Source organism: Streptomyces tyrfis (genome assembly GCF_037034285.1).
Classification (GTDB): Bacteria; Actinomycetota; Actinomycetes; order Streptomycetales; family Streptomycetaceae; genus Streptomyces.
In genome coordinates this window covers 1-16647 of record NZ_JBAGJZ010000071.1, presented here as the reverse complement: position 1 = coordinate 16647, position 16647 = coordinate 1, and the positions used below count along the sequence as shown (strand labels likewise).

At 74.5% G+C, this 16647-nt stretch carries 10 protein-coding genes; 2 read left to right on the top strand and 8 right to left on the bottom strand.

From position 1 onward, the window contains the following. Positions 1–144: 144 nt before the first annotated feature. From WA762_RS33505 to guaA, 3 genes are all read right to left on the bottom strand, one after another. On the bottom strand, positions 145–960 hold the full coding sequence (locus WA762_RS33505; protein WP_335941236.1) for a class II aldolase/adducin family protein: 816 nt from the start codon (positions 958–960) through the stop codon (positions 145–147). A gap of 97 nt (positions 961–1057) precedes the next feature. Beyond that, on the bottom strand, positions 1058–1672 hold the full coding sequence (locus tag WA762_RS33500; RefSeq protein WP_335941235.1) for a Uma2 family endonuclease: 615 nt from the start codon (positions 1670–1672) through the stop codon (positions 1058–1060). A gap of 138 nt (positions 1673–1810) precedes the next feature. Further along, positions 1811–3406 (bottom strand): glutamine-hydrolyzing GMP synthase, encoded by a 1596-nt coding sequence (guaA, locus tag WA762_RS33495; protein WP_335941234.1) that lies wholly within the window; start codon positions 3404–3406, stop codon positions 1811–1813. Between the two features lie 367 nt (positions 3407–3773). Between guaA and WA762_RS33490 the strand changes: the two genes are divergently transcribed. Further along, the gene (locus tag WA762_RS33490) at positions 3774–4166 is read left to right on the top strand and encodes a chorismate mutase (RefSeq protein WP_335941233.1); all 393 of its coding nucleotides are present in this window, start codon (positions 3774–3776) and stop codon (positions 4164–4166) included. Between the two features lie 679 nt (positions 4167–4845). On the opposite strand, the gene WA762_RS33485 is transcribed toward WA762_RS33490, so the two are convergent. The 5 genes from WA762_RS33485 to WA762_RS33465 form a co-directional block, all read right to left on the bottom strand. Continuing rightward, positions 4846–6723, bottom strand: a complete 1878-nt coding sequence (locus tag WA762_RS33485; RefSeq protein WP_335941231.1) for a GMC family oxidoreductase — start codon at positions 6721–6723, stop codon at positions 4846–4848. Positions 6724–6773: 50 nt separating this feature from the next. Beyond that, complete coding sequence (locus WA762_RS33480; protein ID WP_335941229.1) at positions 6774–8423, bottom strand: succinic semialdehyde dehydrogenase; 1650 nt, start codon at positions 8421–8423, stop codon at positions 6774–6776. A gap of 195 nt (positions 8424–8618) precedes the next feature. After that, a complete protein-coding gene (locus tag WA762_RS33475) occupies positions 8619–10307 on the bottom strand; it encodes a serine/threonine-protein kinase (RefSeq protein ID WP_335941227.1) in 1689 nt (562 codons plus the stop codon). Positions 10308–10451: 144 nt separating this feature from the next. Continuing rightward, on the bottom strand, positions 10452–13799 hold the full coding sequence (locus WA762_RS33470) for a protein kinase (RefSeq protein WP_335941225.1): 3348 nt from the start codon (positions 13797–13799) through the stop codon (positions 10452–10454). A gap of 263 nt (positions 13800–14062) precedes the next feature. Then, the gene (locus WA762_RS33465; protein WP_335941223.1) at positions 14063–16030 is read right to left on the bottom strand and encodes a serine/threonine-protein kinase; all 1968 of its coding nucleotides are present in this window, start codon (positions 16028–16030) and stop codon (positions 14063–14065) included. An 89-nt stretch (positions 16031–16119) separates the two neighbouring features. On the opposite strand from WA762_RS33465, the gene WA762_RS33460 reads away from it, so the two are divergent. Continuing rightward, the coding region (locus WA762_RS33460; RefSeq protein ID WP_335941221.1) for a serine hydrolase domain-containing protein at positions 16120–16647 on the top strand (528 nt) is incomplete at its 3' end.

Sequence of the window (16647 nt, the reverse complement as noted above, 5' to 3'; positions counted from 1 at the left end):
ACGCCGCCCTTTCCAGCCCCGATCCAGCCACGGTCCAGTCAACTCGACTGTGATTGCTGCGAATTGTGCCGTACGAAAGGGCCTCGGGCCGCATCGGGGAGACGCACCGACAAACATCGCAAGAATGTGCGAACGATCCGGCCGTCAGAAGTCGTCCGATATCACCGGAAGAGGGGACTCGTCGACGTGCCGGAGGGCGCGGCTGATCCGGCGCCACAGCGGCTGGAAGCTGACCCACGCGACCAGGTCGCCGCCCAGCTGCTCCCGGGTGGCGACGGCGTCGCGGTGCTCGATCAGCACCGGCTTCCCGGCCGCCCGCGCCGCCAGCTGGACCTGGCAGCAGCGTTCCAGCGAGATGAACCACCACGCCGCCGCGTCCACCGAGCCGCCGACCGTCAGCAGCCCGTGGTTGCGCAGCACGATCGCCTTGCGCCCGCCGAGCGCGGCCGCGATCCGCCGCCCCTCCTCCTCGTCGACCGCGACCCCGGTGTACGCGTCGTACAGGGCGTGGTCCTGGTAGAAGGCGCAGGCTTCCTGGGTGATCGGTTCGACGAGCTCACCGAGCGCGGACAGCGCCCGCCCGTGCGCGGAGTGGGCGTGCGCGACGGCGACGACGTCGGGGCGGGCCCGGTGCACCTGCGCGTGAACGGTGAACGCCGCCTGGTTGACGTGGTGCCGCCCCTCGACGACCTGCCCGTCGCCGTTGACCAGGATCAGGTCGTCCGCCGCGAGCCCGTCGAAGGGCGCGCCGAAGGGGTTGACCCAGAAGCAGTCGGCGAACTCCGGGTCGCGTGCGGTGAGATGGCCGGAGACGCCGTCCTCGTACCCGTACTCCCCGAACAGCCTGAGCGCCCCGGCCAGCCGCTCCTTGCGGTGGGCGCGTTCCTCCTTTGCCGACTCGTGGACGGGCGGCATCACGAAGCGGAGCTGGTCCACCGGTACGGGCGTGGGCTCGGGCATGGCGACTCCTCGGGCTCCCAGGACGTAGGGGGTCGGAAGGTACCCCCGGCCGCGAGAAGTGACCAGGGGCGCCGGGGAGCCGGCCGGGGCGGCGCTCCTACAGCTCCCGCCGTCGACGCTGGTTGATCGTGGTGAGGTCGATGTCCAGAGGGAAGGGGAGGTCCAGCTTCAGCCTGTTGCGGTGGATGCCGGTCGCCGTGTACGCCCTCAGCGCCGGGTCGAGTTCGTAGACGTACACGACGGGGAGGCCGTCCGCCCCTTCCTCCACCCGCCAGAAGTGCACGACGCCGGCAGCGGCGTACTTCCGGGGCTTGACCTCACGGTCCCTGTCCCTGGACTCGTCCGACACGACCTCGACCGCCAGGACGAGGTCCTCCGGGCTGAGCGACGTGTGCTTGGGCCCCGTGTCCGCTCCGAACGGGACCACCAGCAGATCCGGCTCCGGCCTGTTCCGGCTGTCGATCCTGACGCTGAACTCCCTGAACACGTCGAGTTCGTCCGGCGCCTGATCGAGCAGGCAGTGCTCCAGCAGACGCATAGTGCGCATGTGAAACCTGGTCTGCGGACTCATGAAGACGAGGCTCCCGTCGATCAGCTCGGTGTGAGGCGGCAGGTCCGGAAGCCGGTCGAGGTCCTCCGCGATCCACCCCTCGGGCGGGGGAACGGGATAGCGGTACTTCTCATTCAGCTCATGCTCGGGTGCGGCGCTCATGATTGCTCCCATGGGGCAGAGTCTCGTCTCCTCAGCCAGCGTACCCAGCGGAAACGGCGATGCCGCCGCCCAAACGAATGAGCGACGGCATCGGCGTTGACCCTGGTGAGGGGGTGTTCCCGGGCGCTGGGCGCGGGGTCACTCCCACTCGATGGTGCCCGGCGGCTTGCTCGTCACGTCGAGCACGACGCGGTTGACGTCGGCCACCTCGTTGGTGATGCGGGTCGAGATCCTGGCGAGGGTCTCGTACGGGAGGCGCGACCAGTCGGCCGTCATGGCGTCCTCGGAGGAGACCGGGCGCAGCACGATCGGGTGGCCGTAGGTGCGGCCGTCGCCCTGGACGCCGACGGAGCGGACGTCGGCGAGCAGGACCACCGGGCACTGCCAGATCTCGCGGTCCAGGCCGGCCGCGGTCAGCTCCTCGCGGGCGATGGCGTCGGCCTCGCGGAGCAGGTCGAGCCGCTCCCGGGTGACCTCGCCGACGATCCGGATGCCGAGCCCGGGGCCGGGGAACGGCTGGCGCTGGACGATCTCCTCGGGCAGGCCGAGCTCCTGTCCGACCATCCGGACCTCGTCCTTGAACAGCTTGCGCAGCGGCTCGACGAGCTGGAACTCGATGTCGTCGGGGAGACCGCCGACGTTGTGGTGGGACTTGATGTTGGCGGTGCCGGTGCCGCCGCCGGACTCGACGACGTCCGGGTAGAGCGTGCCCTGGACGAGGAACGCGACGTCCTCGCCGTCGGCGGCGCCCTCCGCGACGATCTCGGCCTGTGCCTGCTCGAAGACGCGGATGAACTCGCGGCCGATGATCTTGCGCTTCTGCTCGGGGTCGGAGACCCCGGCCAGCGCGTCCAGGAACCGCTCGGAGGCGTCGACGACCTTCAGCTGGACGCCGGTGGCGGCCACGAAGTCCTTCTCGACCTGCTCGGTCTCGCCCTTGCGCATCAGACCGTGGTCGACGTACACGCAGGTCAGCTGGGAGCCGATGGCCTTCTGCACGAGGGCTGCGGCGACCGCGGAGTCGACCCCGCCGGACAGGGCGCAGATGGCGCGCTTGCCGCCGACCTGCTCGCGGATCAGCGCGACCTGCTCCTCGACCACGTTGCTCGTGGTCCAGGTCGGCTCGATGCCGGCGCCACGGTAGAGGAAGTGCTCCAGTACCTGCTGGCCGTGCGTGGAGTGCATGACCTCGGGGTGGTACTGGACGCCGTAGAGCTTCTTCTCGTCGTTCTCGAAGGCGGCGACCGGGACCACGTCGGTGGACGCGGTGACGGTGAAGCCCTCGGGGGCGGCGGAGCAGGCGTCGCCGTGCGACATCCAGACCGACTGCTCGGCGGGCGTGCCCTCGAAGAGCGTGGAGCCGGTCTTGGAGACGGCGAGCGGGGTGCGGCCGTACTCGCGGGCGCCGTTGTCGTCGACGGTGCCGCCGAGCGAGGTCGCCATCAGCTGGAAGCCGTAGCACATGCCGAAGACCGGCACCCCGGCCTCGAACAGCGAACGGTCGATCGTGGGCGCGCCCTCCTCGTACACCGACGAGGGGCCGCCGGACAGGATGATCGCCCGGGGGTTCTTGGCCAGCATCTCGGCCACCGGCATCGTGGACGGGACGATCTCGCTGTAGACCCGGGCCTCACGGACGCGTCGGGCGATGAGTTGGGCGTACTGTGCCCCGAAGTCGACAACGAGGACCACGTCGGTGGCGTTGTCGGGGGCGGCGGGGGGTGCTGCTGGCACGGGGCGGCCTTCCGGCGGTGAAAAAGGGGTCGGTCCTCCCGATTCTACCGGGGGCGCGAAGCCGGCCGTCGTGACGTGGGGGCGAGGGCCCCGTTCCGCGGGCGGCGGCGGCCCCCGGAGAGCCGGGGCGACGTCTCACCATCCGGTCGCGGTGTCGCCCGGGCCGCGCGGGCGGTCCATACTGGACCCATGCGTCAGCACACGACCTTCGTCTTTACCTATGGCATCCGGCCCGCCGGCTGCCATGGTCGTGCTGCTTGATCCGCTGACAAGCAACGTTCCAGGCGCCCCGGGCCGAAAGGCCCGGGGCGTCTCGGCGTTCCGGACCGGTCGGCTCCGGGGTCCGCACCCCACGAGGAGTCTCACGATGACCAGCACCGCCGCCACCGCCCCCACCGCCGCCGGACTCGCGGGCACGGCCACGCCGCCCGCCCCGGACGCGGACACGGCCCCGGCCCCGGCCGGGGATTCCGGTTCCGGGGACGCCGCCGAGAAGACCGGCGCGCGCACCGAGGAGGCCGCCGCGCTGATCGCCCAGGCGCGGTCCCGGATCGACGCGCTCGACGACCGGATCATCGGGCTCGTGCAGGAACGGATGGCGGTCTCCGCGGTCATCCAGGAGGCCCGGATCACCTCGGGCGGCCGACGCATCAACCTCTCGCGCGAGATGGAGATCCTCGCCCAGTACCGGGACGCGCTGGGCAAGCCCGGCACCTCGCTCGCCATGACGCTGCTGGAGCTGTGCCGCGGCCGGGCCTGACGGCGGCCGCGGACACGGGCCCCTGCCAAGGACCGCCGCCCCTGCCCGGGACCGGCCCCCCGCCCGGGGGCCGGGGCCGTGTCCGGGAGCCGGGGACGCTGCGTATCCCAGTTCGGGCCCGTCTCACCCGTACGGCGCGTGACCGGGCCCGCGACGGCTTCGTTGGTCCCGGTGTCCGTGCCAGCCAGGGGCGGCATTGGAAGGAAACCACGCGTGGCTCCGCCGGAGCGTGAGGCGTACTGCAGGTGCGCCGTGGGACCACGTCCCGGCGTGCGTGACCGGTCGGCAGGGGACAGCAGCCCGGTCACTTCAACGGCCGGTTCCGGGGACGCCCGGAACCGGCCGTATCCGGTTCGGGAGCCATGCGCCCCGCGCCCCGCGTGCGCCGGCGCCCGGCCCGTCGCCCGCCTCGCGCGTCTCGCCCGCCTCGCGCGTCTCTCCGGCGCCTCTCCGACCCCGTACGTCGCTCCGGCCCCACCATCCCCAGCAGTGACGTGAGTGGCGTCACACAGGGATTTCCAAGCCGCCGGGCAACCATCGCCGCGCATCACGGGTCAACCATGCGAAACGGCCGGTCACGCCCCGTGAGGGTGTGATGTCCGTCGCGTGGCGCCCGGCGCCGCGCACACGGAGGGGCTGCACTTGGAGGGGGGTGCAGCCCCTTCCGCCCCGGCCGCGCTCAGCGCTCCTCTTCCTCCTTCGGCGGGGCCGCTTCCTCCTTCGGCGGGACCGCCGGGATGCCGAGGAACGGCAGCCTCAGCGCGCCGAACGCGTCCTCCGGCACCGCGGGCGACCTCGGCCGGACCGGGGCCAGCCGCTCGTAGGCCTCGCCCTGGGCCGGGCGCGGGTCGTCCTCGCCCTTGTTGGGCCAGAAGGACATCGCGCGTTCCGCCTGCGCGGTGATGGTGAGCGAGGGGTTGACGCCGAGGTTCGCGGAGACCGCGGCCCCGTCCACCACCGATATGCCGGGGTGGCCGTACAGACGGTGGTACGGGTCGATGACCCCGTCCTCGGCGGTCGCGCCGATCGGGCAGCCGCCGAGGAAGTGCGCGGTGAGCGGGGTGCCCATCAGCTCGCCGACGTTCGAGCCCGGGAAGCCGTTGATCTCCTCGGCGAGCAGCGCGGCCCCGCGGGTGGCCGCCTCGATCTGCGTCGGGTTGGGGGCGCCGTGCCCCTGCCGGGCGGTGAGCAGCCCCTTGCCGACGCCTCCCGGCTTCCGGTACGTGGTCAGGGAGTTGTCCAGCGACTGCATGACGAGTCCGATGATGGTCCGCTCCGACCAGCGGCGGTTGGACAGCGAGCGGAGCGCGAGCACGGGGTGCCGGGCCACGTTGCCGAGCCAGCCCCGCACCCGGTGGCCGCCGTAGGGCACCTGGAGGATGGACAGCGCGCCCATCGCGTTGGAGCCCTTGCCGTAGCGGACCGGCTCGATGTGGGTGTTCTCGTCGGGGTGGACCGAGGAGGTGATGGCGACGCCCCGGGTGAAGTCGGCCCGCGCCGCGCCGTGCTTCCCGCGATAACGCCGGTCGGTGGTCTGCGAGCCCACCAGCGCCTCGGAGTTGGTGCGGGTCAGTTCGCCGAGCCGGTCCGGGATCCGGGGCAGCAGTCCCCGGTCCTTCATGGTGTGCAGCAGGGTCTGGGTTCCGTACGTGCCCGCCGCCACGACCACCCGGCGCGCCCGCAGCCGGGTGGGCTTCGCCTTCCGGCGGCGGTCGGTGGGGACGGTCAGGACGCGGTAGCCGCCCTCCGGGTGGTCGGTGACCGCGACGACGGTGGTCATCGGGTGGATGACGGCCCCGGCGCGTTCCGCGAGGTGGAGGTAGTTCTCGCCCAGGGTGTTCTTCGCCCCGTGGCGGCAGCCCGTCATGCACTCGCCGCACTCGGTGCACGCCCGGCGGGCGGGGCCCGCGCCGCCGAAGTACGGGTCGCCGACCGTGCCGCCGGGCTTCGCCCGTGCCGTGCCGTCGGCGTCCTCGCCGTCCCCGAAGAACACGCCGACCGGGGCGTGGTGGAAGGTGTCGCCGACGCCCATCGCCTGCGCGGCGGCCTTCAGATGCACGTCGGAGGGGGTCGTCGTCGGGTTGAGCCGGACCCCGAGCATCCGCCTGGCCTGGTCGTAGTACGGCTTCAGCTCGCTCCGCCAGTCGGTGATGGACGCCCACTGCCGGTCCTCGAAGAACGCGGCCGAGGGCACGTAGAGGGTGTTGGCGTAGTTCAGCGAGCCGCCGCCGACGCCCGCCCCGGCCAGCACCATCACCTTGCCGAGCAGGTGCACCCGCTGGATGCCGTAGAGGCCGAGGGCGGGGGCCCACAGGTAGTTCTTCAGGTCCCAGGAGTTCCTGGGGAGGGTGGACCGGGTGAAGCGGCGGCCCGCCTCCAGGACCCCGACCCGGTAACCCTTCTCGGTCAGCCGGAGCGCCGAGACCGCGCCGCCGAAGCCCGAGCCGACGACCAGCACGTCGTAGTCGTACGCCGCGTCGTCGTGCGCGGCGTGCGCGGCGTGCGCGGCGCCGGCCGGGGAGGCGGTCCGGTTCCGGGCAGGGCTGTCCTGGGGCATGGCTCTCCTCGGTACGAAAAGGGCGGGACGTACGACGGCGTGACGGGCCCTCAGCGCAGGCGGAACGCCTTCATCGCCTTCAGGCTCCGCGTCATGAACGCCGCGTACCCCGCGTCGTCCATGCCGAAGGACGGGGCGAGCGGGATCAGCCGCTGCTGGGCGACGGTCTGCGCCTCGGTGTACTTGAGGATGCCCTCGGAGCCGTGCCGCCGGCCGAGACCGGAGTCCTTCATGCCGCCCATCGGGGACTGCACGCTGCCGTACGCGGGGGCGTACCCCTCGTTGATGTTGACCGTGCCGGTGCGCAGCCGGGCGGCGATCCGGTGGCCGCGCCGCGAGTCCCTGGTCCAGACGCTGGAATTCAGGCCGTAGGGGGTGGCGTTGGCGAGGGCGACCGCCTCGTCCTCGTCACGGAAGCGGTAGAGCGAGACGACCGGGCCGAAGGTCTCCTCGGAGCAGACGGCCATCGGCGCCTCGACGCCGTCCAGGATGGTCGGCTCGTGGAAGAGCGGGCCGATGTCGGGGCGGGCGACCCCGCCGGCGACGATGGTCGCGCCCTTCTCGACGGCCTCCGCGATGTGCCGGGTGACGGTCTCCAGCTGGCGTTCGCTCACCAGGGAGCCCATGTCGGCGCCGTAGGCGAGGGCGCTGCCGAGCCGCATCGCCCTCGTCCGGGCGGCGAACCGGGCGACGAAGTCGTCGGCGACCGACTCGTGGACGTACAGCCGCTCGATGGAGATGCAGAGCTGGCCCGCCGAGGAGAAGCAGGCGCGGACGGCGCCCGCGGCGGCCTTCTCCACGTCGGCGTCCTCCAGCACCAGCATGGCGTTCTTCCCGCCGAGCTCCAGCGAGACCCCGACCAGCCGGGCCGCCGCGCCCCGCGCGACCTCGCGGCCGGTGCGGGTGGAGCCGGTGAACGAGACGTAGTCGGCGTGCTTGACGACCTCGGGCCCGACGACCGGTCCGTCGCCGAGGACGACCTGGAACACCTCGGCGGGCAGTCCGGCCTCGATCAGCAGGTCCCGGGCCCACAGCGCCGTGAGCGCGGTCTCCGTGTCGGGCTTCATCACGACGGCGTTGCCGGAGACGAACGCGGGCAGCGCGTCCCCGACGGACAGTTCGAGCGGGTAGTTCCACGGCGCGATCTGGCCGACGACGCCGCGCGGCTGGCGCAGTTCGGTGACCTTGGTGAGGGTCGGCACGACGCCGGTGTGCCGCTTCGGCCGCAGATACGCGGCGGCCCGGCGCCCGTAGTGGCGGGCCGCGACGGCGACGGCCTGCACCTCCTCGTGGGCGTGCAGCCGGGCCTTGCCGGTCTCCAGCTGGATCAGGTCGAGGACCTCGGCCTGCCGGTCGAGGACGAGGTCGTGGAAGCGGAGCAGGACGGCGGCGCGGGCGCGCACGGGGGTCGCGGCCCAGGCCGGCTGGGCGGCACGGGCCCGTTCGAAGGCCGCCGCCACGTCCTCAGGGGTGGACTCGGGCAGGTCCGCCAGCTTCTCCCCGGTGAACGGGGTGTGGTTGGCGGTGCGGCCGGAGCCGGTCACGCCGCGCGTCAGCCGGGCGACCACCTCGGGGGTCACCACGTCGGCGGCGGTGCGCGCGCCCGCCGGGACGGCGGCCACGGGGTTGACGCCGACCGGGGCCGCGGAAGCGGCGGCCTGGGCCTCGGGGGTGGGCTGGGGGGCCTGCGAGTCCGTCATGGGGCCGAGAGTACGTCCAGCCGCGCCCTTTGGGTACCCGTGGGTAACAGGTTTTCACACACCCTTCGAACGAGCCAGCGATCGCTGGCAACGAAGCCCCTGATCAGGGCCCCTTCCACCCGCCGGGGCCGGATTCGGGCCCGGCGCGAAGACGCGGCGGGGCCGCCGGGCGCCGTCGGGCCCCCGGCGCGGCCCTCAGTCGCCCGGGGCCCGCCAGCCGCGCAGCATCGTGTCGAACTGGGCGCGGGTCGTGTCCCAGTCCTCCGCCGGTCCCGTCATGTAGAGCGCGTACTCCGGGCCGCCCGTCTCCCCGAAGTACATCTGGTCGATCGCGTGGCGCGGGCCCGGGTGGTTCTTGGTCTCGGTCCAGGTGAACTCCCAGAGGGAGCCCGGGCGGTCCCGGTAGATGTTGGAGCGCAGGCTCTCGCGCCGGTAGCCGGGGAGCCGCTCGGCGAGTTGCTTCTCCAGGTTCAGCGTGTGCAGGTACGCGTTCTCGTAGTCGGGGTCCGGGTCGACGCTGATCCGGATGTAGTGCACGCCGCCGTCCGGGGTGTAGTCGATCTGGTTGCCGGTCGCCCGGCGCTCCCAGCCGTCGGGCACGGTCAGGCTGAAGCCCTCGGGGTCGTCCACCCGGTGCCAGCCGTCGGGTATCTCCTTCGTGACCTCGGGCGTTCTCGGCGCGGTCCCGGTCTCCGCCGGGGGCGTGCCCGTCCGGGCGCCGGGGGTGCCGGTCGCCCGGGCGCCCGCGGCGTCCCGCCGGGCGGCGGTGTCGTCGTCGCCGCCCGCGTACCGCATCGCGAGGAGTCCCGCGCCGCCGCCGATCAGCGCGGCGGCGAGCACGACCAGCACCGCCGTGCGCCACCGGCCCCGGCCGCGCCGGGTCACCGCGGCCGACGCCGGGCCGGCCGCCGCGCCGCCGGCGGACCCCTGGGGCGGCTGGGGCAGCCGGGCCGTGCCGGGCGCACCCGCGGCGGTGTCCGAACCGACCGCGCGCAGCGCCTCGTCGGAAACCCGCTGCGTCGGCACGTACGCCTGGGCGGCCTGCGGCGTGCGGCCCTCCATGGCGTCGAGCAGCATCCGTTCCGCCTCGGCCGCCGACGGCCGGTCCCCGGGGTCCTTGCGGAGCAGCGCGGTGATCACGGGGGCCAGCGGGCCCGCCCGCCCGGGCTCCGGCGGCTCCTCGGTGACGACGGCCTGCATGGTGGAGATCGGGGAGGTGCGCCGGAACGGCGAGCGGCCCTCGACCGCGGTGTAGAGCGTGGCGCCGAGGGACCACAGGTCGGACGCCGGGCCGGGGTCGTCGCCCTGGACGCGTTCCGGGGCCAGGTAGTCGATGGAGCCGACGAGTTCGCCGGTCCTGGTGATGGTCGAGTCGCCCTCGATCGCCGCGATCCCGAAGTCCGTCAGCAGCACCTGGCCGTCGGCGGCGAGCAGCACGTTGCCCGGCTTGACGTCCCGGTGCAGGACGCCTGCGCCGTGTGCCGCGCGCAGCGCGCCCAGCACGTGGAGGCCGATCCGGGCGGCCTCGCGCGGCTCGATCTCGCCCGCCTCCTTGGCCGCGTCCGCGAGGGAGGGGCCGTCGACGTACTGCATGACGATCCACGGCCGGTTGTCGTACTCGATCACGTCGTGGACGGTGACCACGCCCGGGTGGGTGATCCGGGCGGCGGCGCGGGCCTCCTTCTGCGTGCGCGCGTGCAGGACGATCCGGTCCGCCTCCGCGACGTACTGTCCGGCCGTCAGTTCCTTGACGGCGACCGTACGGTGCAGCACTTCGTCATGGGCGCGCCAGACCTTCCCCATGCCGCCGCGCCCGAGGACCTCGCCCAGCCGGTACCTTCCGGCCAGCACCAGTCCCGCATCCGTACCCTGTGATCGTTCCACGTATCAGCGCCCCGTTCGTCCGGAGGCCAGATTACGGAGGGGCTCCCGGCCACGGAACCTCGCATCCCCGTGGTGACCGCACTGTGATGCTTGTCGCTCCGCCGCCGCGCCGGCGGGCCGCGGGATCGGGGGGTCGAAAAGGCTTCAGCGCGTCACGCGATAGGAGGAGACGGCCTGTTGGTAGATGTCCGAGACCTCGTCACGGCGGCTCTCCGGGCCGATGACCTGGATGACGTGGTAGCGGCCGTCGACGACCATGGCGAGGTTCCGGGCGAAGACCTCCCGGCCGTCGGCGTCCTGCCAGGTGAACTGCCCCTCGGCCATGGACTGCCGGCCTACGTCGATCCGGCGCAGACCGCTCGAACCGGACCAGGTGGACTCGCGGAACGGGCGCAACTCCCGTTCCTCGTCCGCCTGGTACGCCAGCGGGTCGGCCCCGCCGTCCTCGACGGCGTCCCGGCCGGGGACCACGAGCAGGGTGAAACCGTCGCCCCGGTACCGGACCTGACGGTCCGTGTTGGCGGGGGTGCGCCGCCAGTCCTCGGGCACGCCGAGCTCGAATCCCTCCGGGTCCTTGCGCAGGGCGTATCCGGCGGCGAGGGCCACGGCGGAGCGGGTGGTCTGCGGCTGCTGCGCGCCGGGCGCCCGGGCGGACGGCTGGTCGCCCGGCGTGCCGGCGCCGGGGCGCGGGTCGCCGGACGCCGAGGTGTCCGGGCCCGCGGCCCCGGCGGCGGGGCCTTCGTCCGCCTTGGGCAGGAAGAACACGGCGTACCCGACGGCGGCGACCAGGGCCAGCAGGATCAGCACCAGCAGCAGCAGCCCGAGCCGCCGCGGCGAGCGCGTCTCGCCGTACGGGGAGGCGGGCGGCGGGGTGCGCAGCGCCTTGGGCCCCTTGGGCTCGCGCGGCGGCTTGGGCGGCTTCCGCGGCCGGGGCGGCTCGGCGTGCTCCGGCCGCTCGGCGTACTCCGGGCGGCCGGCGTGCTCCGGGCGGTCGACGCGCTCCACTCGGTCGACGCGTTCCGGGCGTTCGCGGGTGTGCCGGTGGCGGCCGTGGGCCGCGCCCCGGCCGAAGCGGCGCCTGCGGACCAGTTCGCCCCGGCGGCGCACGACGGGCAGCCGGGCGGCGTCGTCGGACGGCAGCGTCACGACGTCCGCTCCGGCCTCGGGTTCGGGCGCCGACCGCACCAGGGAGCGCAGCCAGCCGCTCAGCTCCTCGACGTCCGGCCGGTCGGTGGGGTCCTGTCGCAGCAGCGACTCCACGACGGGGCGCAGCGGGCCGCACTCCTCGGCGAAGGCGGGCGGCTCCCCGCACACCATCTGGACCAGCTCGGCGGCGTTCTCCTCGGGGTACGGGGCATGGCCCTGGACGGCGCGGTAGAGCAGCGCGCCGAGCGCCCAGAGGTCGGTGGCGGGGCCGATCGGCGGGGCCAGCCGCCAGTTCTCGTGTATGGGCCCGCCCTGTTCGGGCGCCCAGCGCTCGGTGACCGCGCCGACGACGGCGATCCGGGCCTGCCGGGCGCGCTCGGCGGCGAGCGGGGTGTCGGGGCCCCGGTACGGGGTTTCGGCGCGACCGCTCGCGACCAGGTCGTCCCAGCGGCCGGGCGGCTCGACGGGGACGGGGCGGTGGTCCGGCCCGGGCGGGTCCGCGGGCTCGTCGCGGCGGGCCGGCAGCGCCGGGGGCCCGTCGGGGAGCCGGGTGTCCGCGCGAGCGGCGATCCCGCCGGAGCCCCCGGCGGGGACGGGCCCTCCGTCCTCGGGGCCGTCGCTCCAGACGCCGGTGAGGTGCAGCCGCCGGTTGGGCGGGGACTGGCCGTCCCGGTCCGCGTCGTCCCGGCCGTCGGCCTCGTCGCCGTACGGGGCGTCGCCGTAGGAGGCCTCGGGGTCCGGGTCCTCGGCGTACAGGGCGTTGGCGTAGGCGTCGCGGTTGTACGGGCCCCGGGCGTACGGCTCACGGGCGGCGCGCCCCTCGGCGTCCCGGTCGCGGCCGGGGAACGGCCGGTCGTCCCGCACGCGGCCTTCGCCGTACGCGTCGTCGTACGGGCGCGCCGCGTACGGCTCGTCGCCCTCCGGGCCGTCGTCGGCGTCCCACGGCCCGGCCGGGCTCGGGCGGCCGACGGGGGCGGGCGGCCCGGCCTCCCCCGGGCCCGCGGGGCGCTGCACGGGCAGCGGGGCCGTGTCGTCCCCGTCTCCGTAGGACCGGGGCTCCCCGGCGCCGTGCCGTTCCTCGTCGGCCCGCGCGGCGCGGGCGTCCTCGTGATGGGCGACGACGGCCCCGGTCCGGGGGCGGGGCGCCTCGTCCCCGCCGGGCGCGTAGGCCGGGAGGGCGGGGGTCATGGGACGTCGCACGGCCTCCAGCCCGGCCGCCGAGGCGCTCCGCGCGTCGCGGCCCGGCCCGTCGCCGCGCCCGTCCCCGGCGCGGGGTCCGAACCGGTCGTCGTACCCGCCGCGGGCGCCGTGGCCGTCGTATGCGCCACGGACGTAGGGAGCGTCGCGGTCGCCGTACGCGCCGTGGCCTTCGGGAGCGTCGTGGGCGGGGTACGCGTCGTCGCCGTAGCGGTCGTCGTCCTCCCCGTCCCCACTCCCCCGTTCCCCGAAGAACTCCTCGCCGTACGGGTCGCGGGCCGCCCGGTAGACGCCCTCGTCGTCCGGGTCGCGGCCCTCCCGGTCGCCGGGTCCGTCCTCGGCGTACGCGCCGTCGCCGTACCCGTCCTCGTACCCGTCGTCGGCGGGGTCGGCGCCGGCGGGCGGGCGGCCCTTGTCGACGGACACCGGGCCCGGCGAGGCCGGCAGCTCCGCCGGGCGGGGCGGGGCGGGGGGCGGCGGCGGGGCGAACACGCCCGCCGGGTCCGGTCCGCCCGAGGGGCGGCCGTAGCCGAGGTCGTCGTCCTCGTCGTCGTCGGGCCGGGGCGTCGACACGTATCCGCAGAGCGCCTCCTCGGCCGCCCCGGCCGCCAGGCCGGTCAGCACGACCCGGCCGTCGTCGCAGACCAGCACCGTGCGGACGGTGATGTTCCGGTGGGTCCAGCCGTGGGCGTGCAGCACCCGCAGCGCGGCCAGCACGTCGGAGCCGATCTCGGCGGCGCGGAAGGGGTTGAGCGGGCGTTCCGCGAGCAGGGCGGCGAGCGGGCGGGCGGCGACGAACTCGCTCACGATCCAGAGCGATCCGGCCTCCGCGAACACGTCGAAGACCTGGTCGAGCCGGGGGTGGTCGGGGACCTGGGCCGCCGCCTGGGCCGCCTCGACGGCCCGCCGCACCGCCGGGTCCGCGGGCCGTCGCACGGCCCGCCCGGTGACCTGCCGGACCGACGGCACCGGCCCGTCGGCGTCGAGCACCTCGGCGTCCACCACCTCCGGCAACGGCACCTGACGGACCAGCACCTCCTGCCCGCTGTAGGTGTCGAACGCCCGGGTCTCGACCAGTTCGTACGCGTCCGAGGGGGGCAGCGGAAGGCGGTAGCGGTCAGCGAGAACCCGACCCGCGTAGTCGTCCATGACGCCTCCCCAGAGCGCGCTTACCCCCGGTCATGAAGACCACTCGGTACCTCAAGCGCGGCCGCCCGACGGGCGATTGACCGTCACACCGGCCGCGTACGGTCTTCAGGTTCTCACGATTCGCCGCGCCTGACAGCCCCGCCCCGGGGCCCGCCCGTCCCGCCCCTCCTCCGCCCGTGGATCAGCCGGGGATCGGCCGGCGACCGGCCGGGGATCGGCCCGGTGGATCGGCTGGTGCGTCAGTCAGTGGATCAGTCAGTGGATCAGCCGGTGGGCGCGAAGGTGGCGAACGCGGTCTCGCGCAGGGTCCGGCACTCCTCGTCGTCCCATTCGCTCGCCTTGCAGCTGATCATGATCGCGTAGCCGTGGGTCGCGTCGGCCTTGAAGCCCCGGTTGAGCACGCGGACCCGCTCGCCCTGCTGGGTGCGCTCGAACTGCCAGTCGGCGACCGTCGGGTAGCCGTTGTACTCGACCTTCTTCACGCCCAGGTGCCGGTAGCCCTTGCTGGTGGCCGCGACGCCGCTCTTCGCGGCGTTCCAGGCCGCGGCGGCGTCGCCGCCCGGCGAGTCGGTGTAGTCGACCTGGACGCGCGGGAAGCCGCCGTCGGCGTTGTAGATGCCGCCGGAGTCACGGCCGGAGACCTGGTCGAACCGGAAGTCCTCGGGCATCGCCATCGTGAAGTGGTAGCGCTTGTTGGTGACGGGCTTGTAGCCGTCGGGCAGCGCGTCGTCGGATTCGTCGCCCTTCGGACCGTCGGTCGCCCGGTCCGGGGCGTCACCTTTTCCCTGCTGGTCGCCCTGCCCCTGGCCCTTGCCCTTGTCCTGGTCCACGGGCTTTCCGCCGCCGTCGGTCCCCGGGGAGCCGCCGGAGGGGGCGGCCGGGGCGGAGGCGGAGCCCTTGGCCCCGGCGCCGTTCGCGTCGGCCTTGTCGTCTCCGCCGAGCGTGAGCGCGAGGACCGTGGCGACGACGGCGAGCACGATCACGGCCGCGATGATCGCCAGGGTGCGGCGCGGCACCACGTCCGTGAGGGACGCGCGGGGAGGCGCGGGCGGGGACCCGGCCGAGCGCTGCGGCGGCACGGCGGCGGCGCCCGCCCGGCCCGCCGCCGGGGCGGGGCTCGCCGGGCGGGTGGCGCCGTTCGCGGGGGCCGACGCGCTCTTCGCGGCCGGGGGCGAGGGCGGTGCGGGCGGGGCGGTGACCGGGGCGGCGGCGGCCGGGGCGGCCTTGGGGCCGCGCACCGAACGCAGCGCGCCGCGCAGCCGGTCGCGGGTGCCCTCGGCCGGCTCGCCGGGCTTCGGGGCCGTCCTGGCGGTCCCCTCGGCGGATTGTCCGGGCAGCTTCATGAGCTGGGTGGCCTCGGCGGGCGGCTCCGTCCGCTCCGGGGCGTGGATCACGTCGTCGAGCAGGGCGCGCGCGCCCGCGTCGTCGAGCCGCTGGCCGGGATCCTTGGCCAGCAGGCCGTAGATGACCTCCTTGAGCGGCCCGGCGTTCTTCGGCGGGTCGAGCGGCTCGGTCATCACCGCGGTCAGGGTGGCGATGGCCGAACCCTTGTCGTACGGCGGAACCCCCTCGACGCTCGCGTACAGCAGTCCGCCCAGCGACCACAGGTCCGCGGGCGGGCCCGGCTTGTGCCCCCGGGCGCGCTCCGGCGAGATGTACGAGGGCGCGCCGACGAGCATGCCCGTGGAGGTGACGGACGGGTCGCCCTCGACCTGGGCGATGCCGAAGTCGGTCAGCACCACCCGGCCGTCCTCGGCGATCAGCACGTTGGACGGCTTCACGTCGCGGTGCAGGATGCCCTCGCGGTGCGCCGAGCGCAGCACGTCGAGGATCGCGAGACCGACCTCGGCGGCGCGCCGCGGCGTCAGCACCCCGTCCTCGCGGATGGCCTCGGCGAGGGACTTGCCCTCGATGAGTTCCATCACGATCCACGGCCGGTCGTCCTCGTCGACCACGTCGAAGACCGTCACCGCGCCGTTGTTGCGGATCCTGGCGATCGCCTTGGCCTCGCGCAGGGTGCGCGTGATCAGGCGGCGCTTCTCGTCCTCGTCGATGGCCGAGGGGAACCGCAGCTCCTTGACCGCGACCGTACGGCCCAGCGTCTCGTCGACGGCACGCCAGACCGTGCCCATTCCGCCCCGGCCGAGCACCTCGCCGAGCCGGTACCGCCCCGCGAGAAGACGTCCGTCCGTGTCCCGTTGGGGCCCTTGTGCCTGCTCCGCCTCCGACATGCGTCCCCTCTGCGATCAACCCGCCCTGGCAGAGCGTTCATTGTCCCTCACCCCGGGACCGGTCATGGTGCCGGGTCCGCGGGCCCGTCATGATGTGTCCCGGAAAAGGGGGGTCTCCGCCATGCCGAAACTCCGGGCGCCGTGGACCGTCCCGCTGCCGCCGGCGCTGCTGGGACCGGGCACGACGCCCCTGCCCAGGGAACCACACCTCACGCCCGCCGCCGCCTACCTTCCCCGGCTCGTCGCCACGGGCGGCGCCCCACGCGACGCTGCAGGCCCGCCGGGACTCCCCCGCACCGTACGACGTCTTCCGCTCGACGGGGCCCGGAATCCGCCGGGCGGACCGGTTCCGGGCCGGGAGCGTCACCCAGACGTTCGTCGCCGTGGTCGTGCTCCAACTCGCCGGGGAGGGACGGCTGCGGCTGTCCGGCACCGTCGACCGGCTGCCGCCCGGACTGGTCCGCGGCAACGGCCACGACGGCCGCCGCATCACCCTGCGCGCCCTGCTCGACCGCAACAGCGGCCTCCCCGACCACACCGCCGACGGCCGCCCGGTCTCCGCCGACGCGGCGGTCCGGCTCGCCCTGACACGCCGTCCGGCGAACGCGCCCGGCGGC

Excerpts from the sequence above, each read along its gene's own strand:
- WA762_RS33490 (WP_335941233.1), top strand. The coding sequence starts at position 3,774 with ATGACCAGCACCGCCGCCACCGCCCCCACCGCCGCCGGACTCGCGGGC.
- WA762_RS33500 (WP_335941235.1), bottom strand. The coding sequence starts at position 1,672 with ATGAGCGCCGCACCCGAGCATGAGCTGAATGAGAAGTACCGCTATCCC.
- WA762_RS33465 (WP_335941223.1), bottom strand. The coding sequence starts at position 16,030 with ATGTCGGAGGCGGAGCAGGCACAAGGGCCCCAACGGGACACGGACGGA.
- WA762_RS33470 (WP_335941225.1), bottom strand. The coding sequence starts at position 13,799 with ATGGACGACTACGCGGGTCGGGTTCTCGCTGACCGCTACCGCCTTCCG.
- WA762_RS33480 (WP_335941229.1), bottom strand. The coding sequence starts at position 8,423 with ATGACGGACTCGCAGGCCCCCCAGCCCACCCCCGAGGCCCAGGCCGCC.
- WA762_RS33485 (WP_335941231.1), bottom strand. The coding sequence starts at position 6,723 with ATGCCCCAGGACAGCCCTGCCCGGAACCGGACCGCCTCCCCGGCCGGC.
- WA762_RS33505 (WP_335941236.1), bottom strand. The coding sequence starts at position 960 with ATGCCCGAGCCCACGCCCGTACCGGTGGACCAGCTCCGCTTCGTGATG.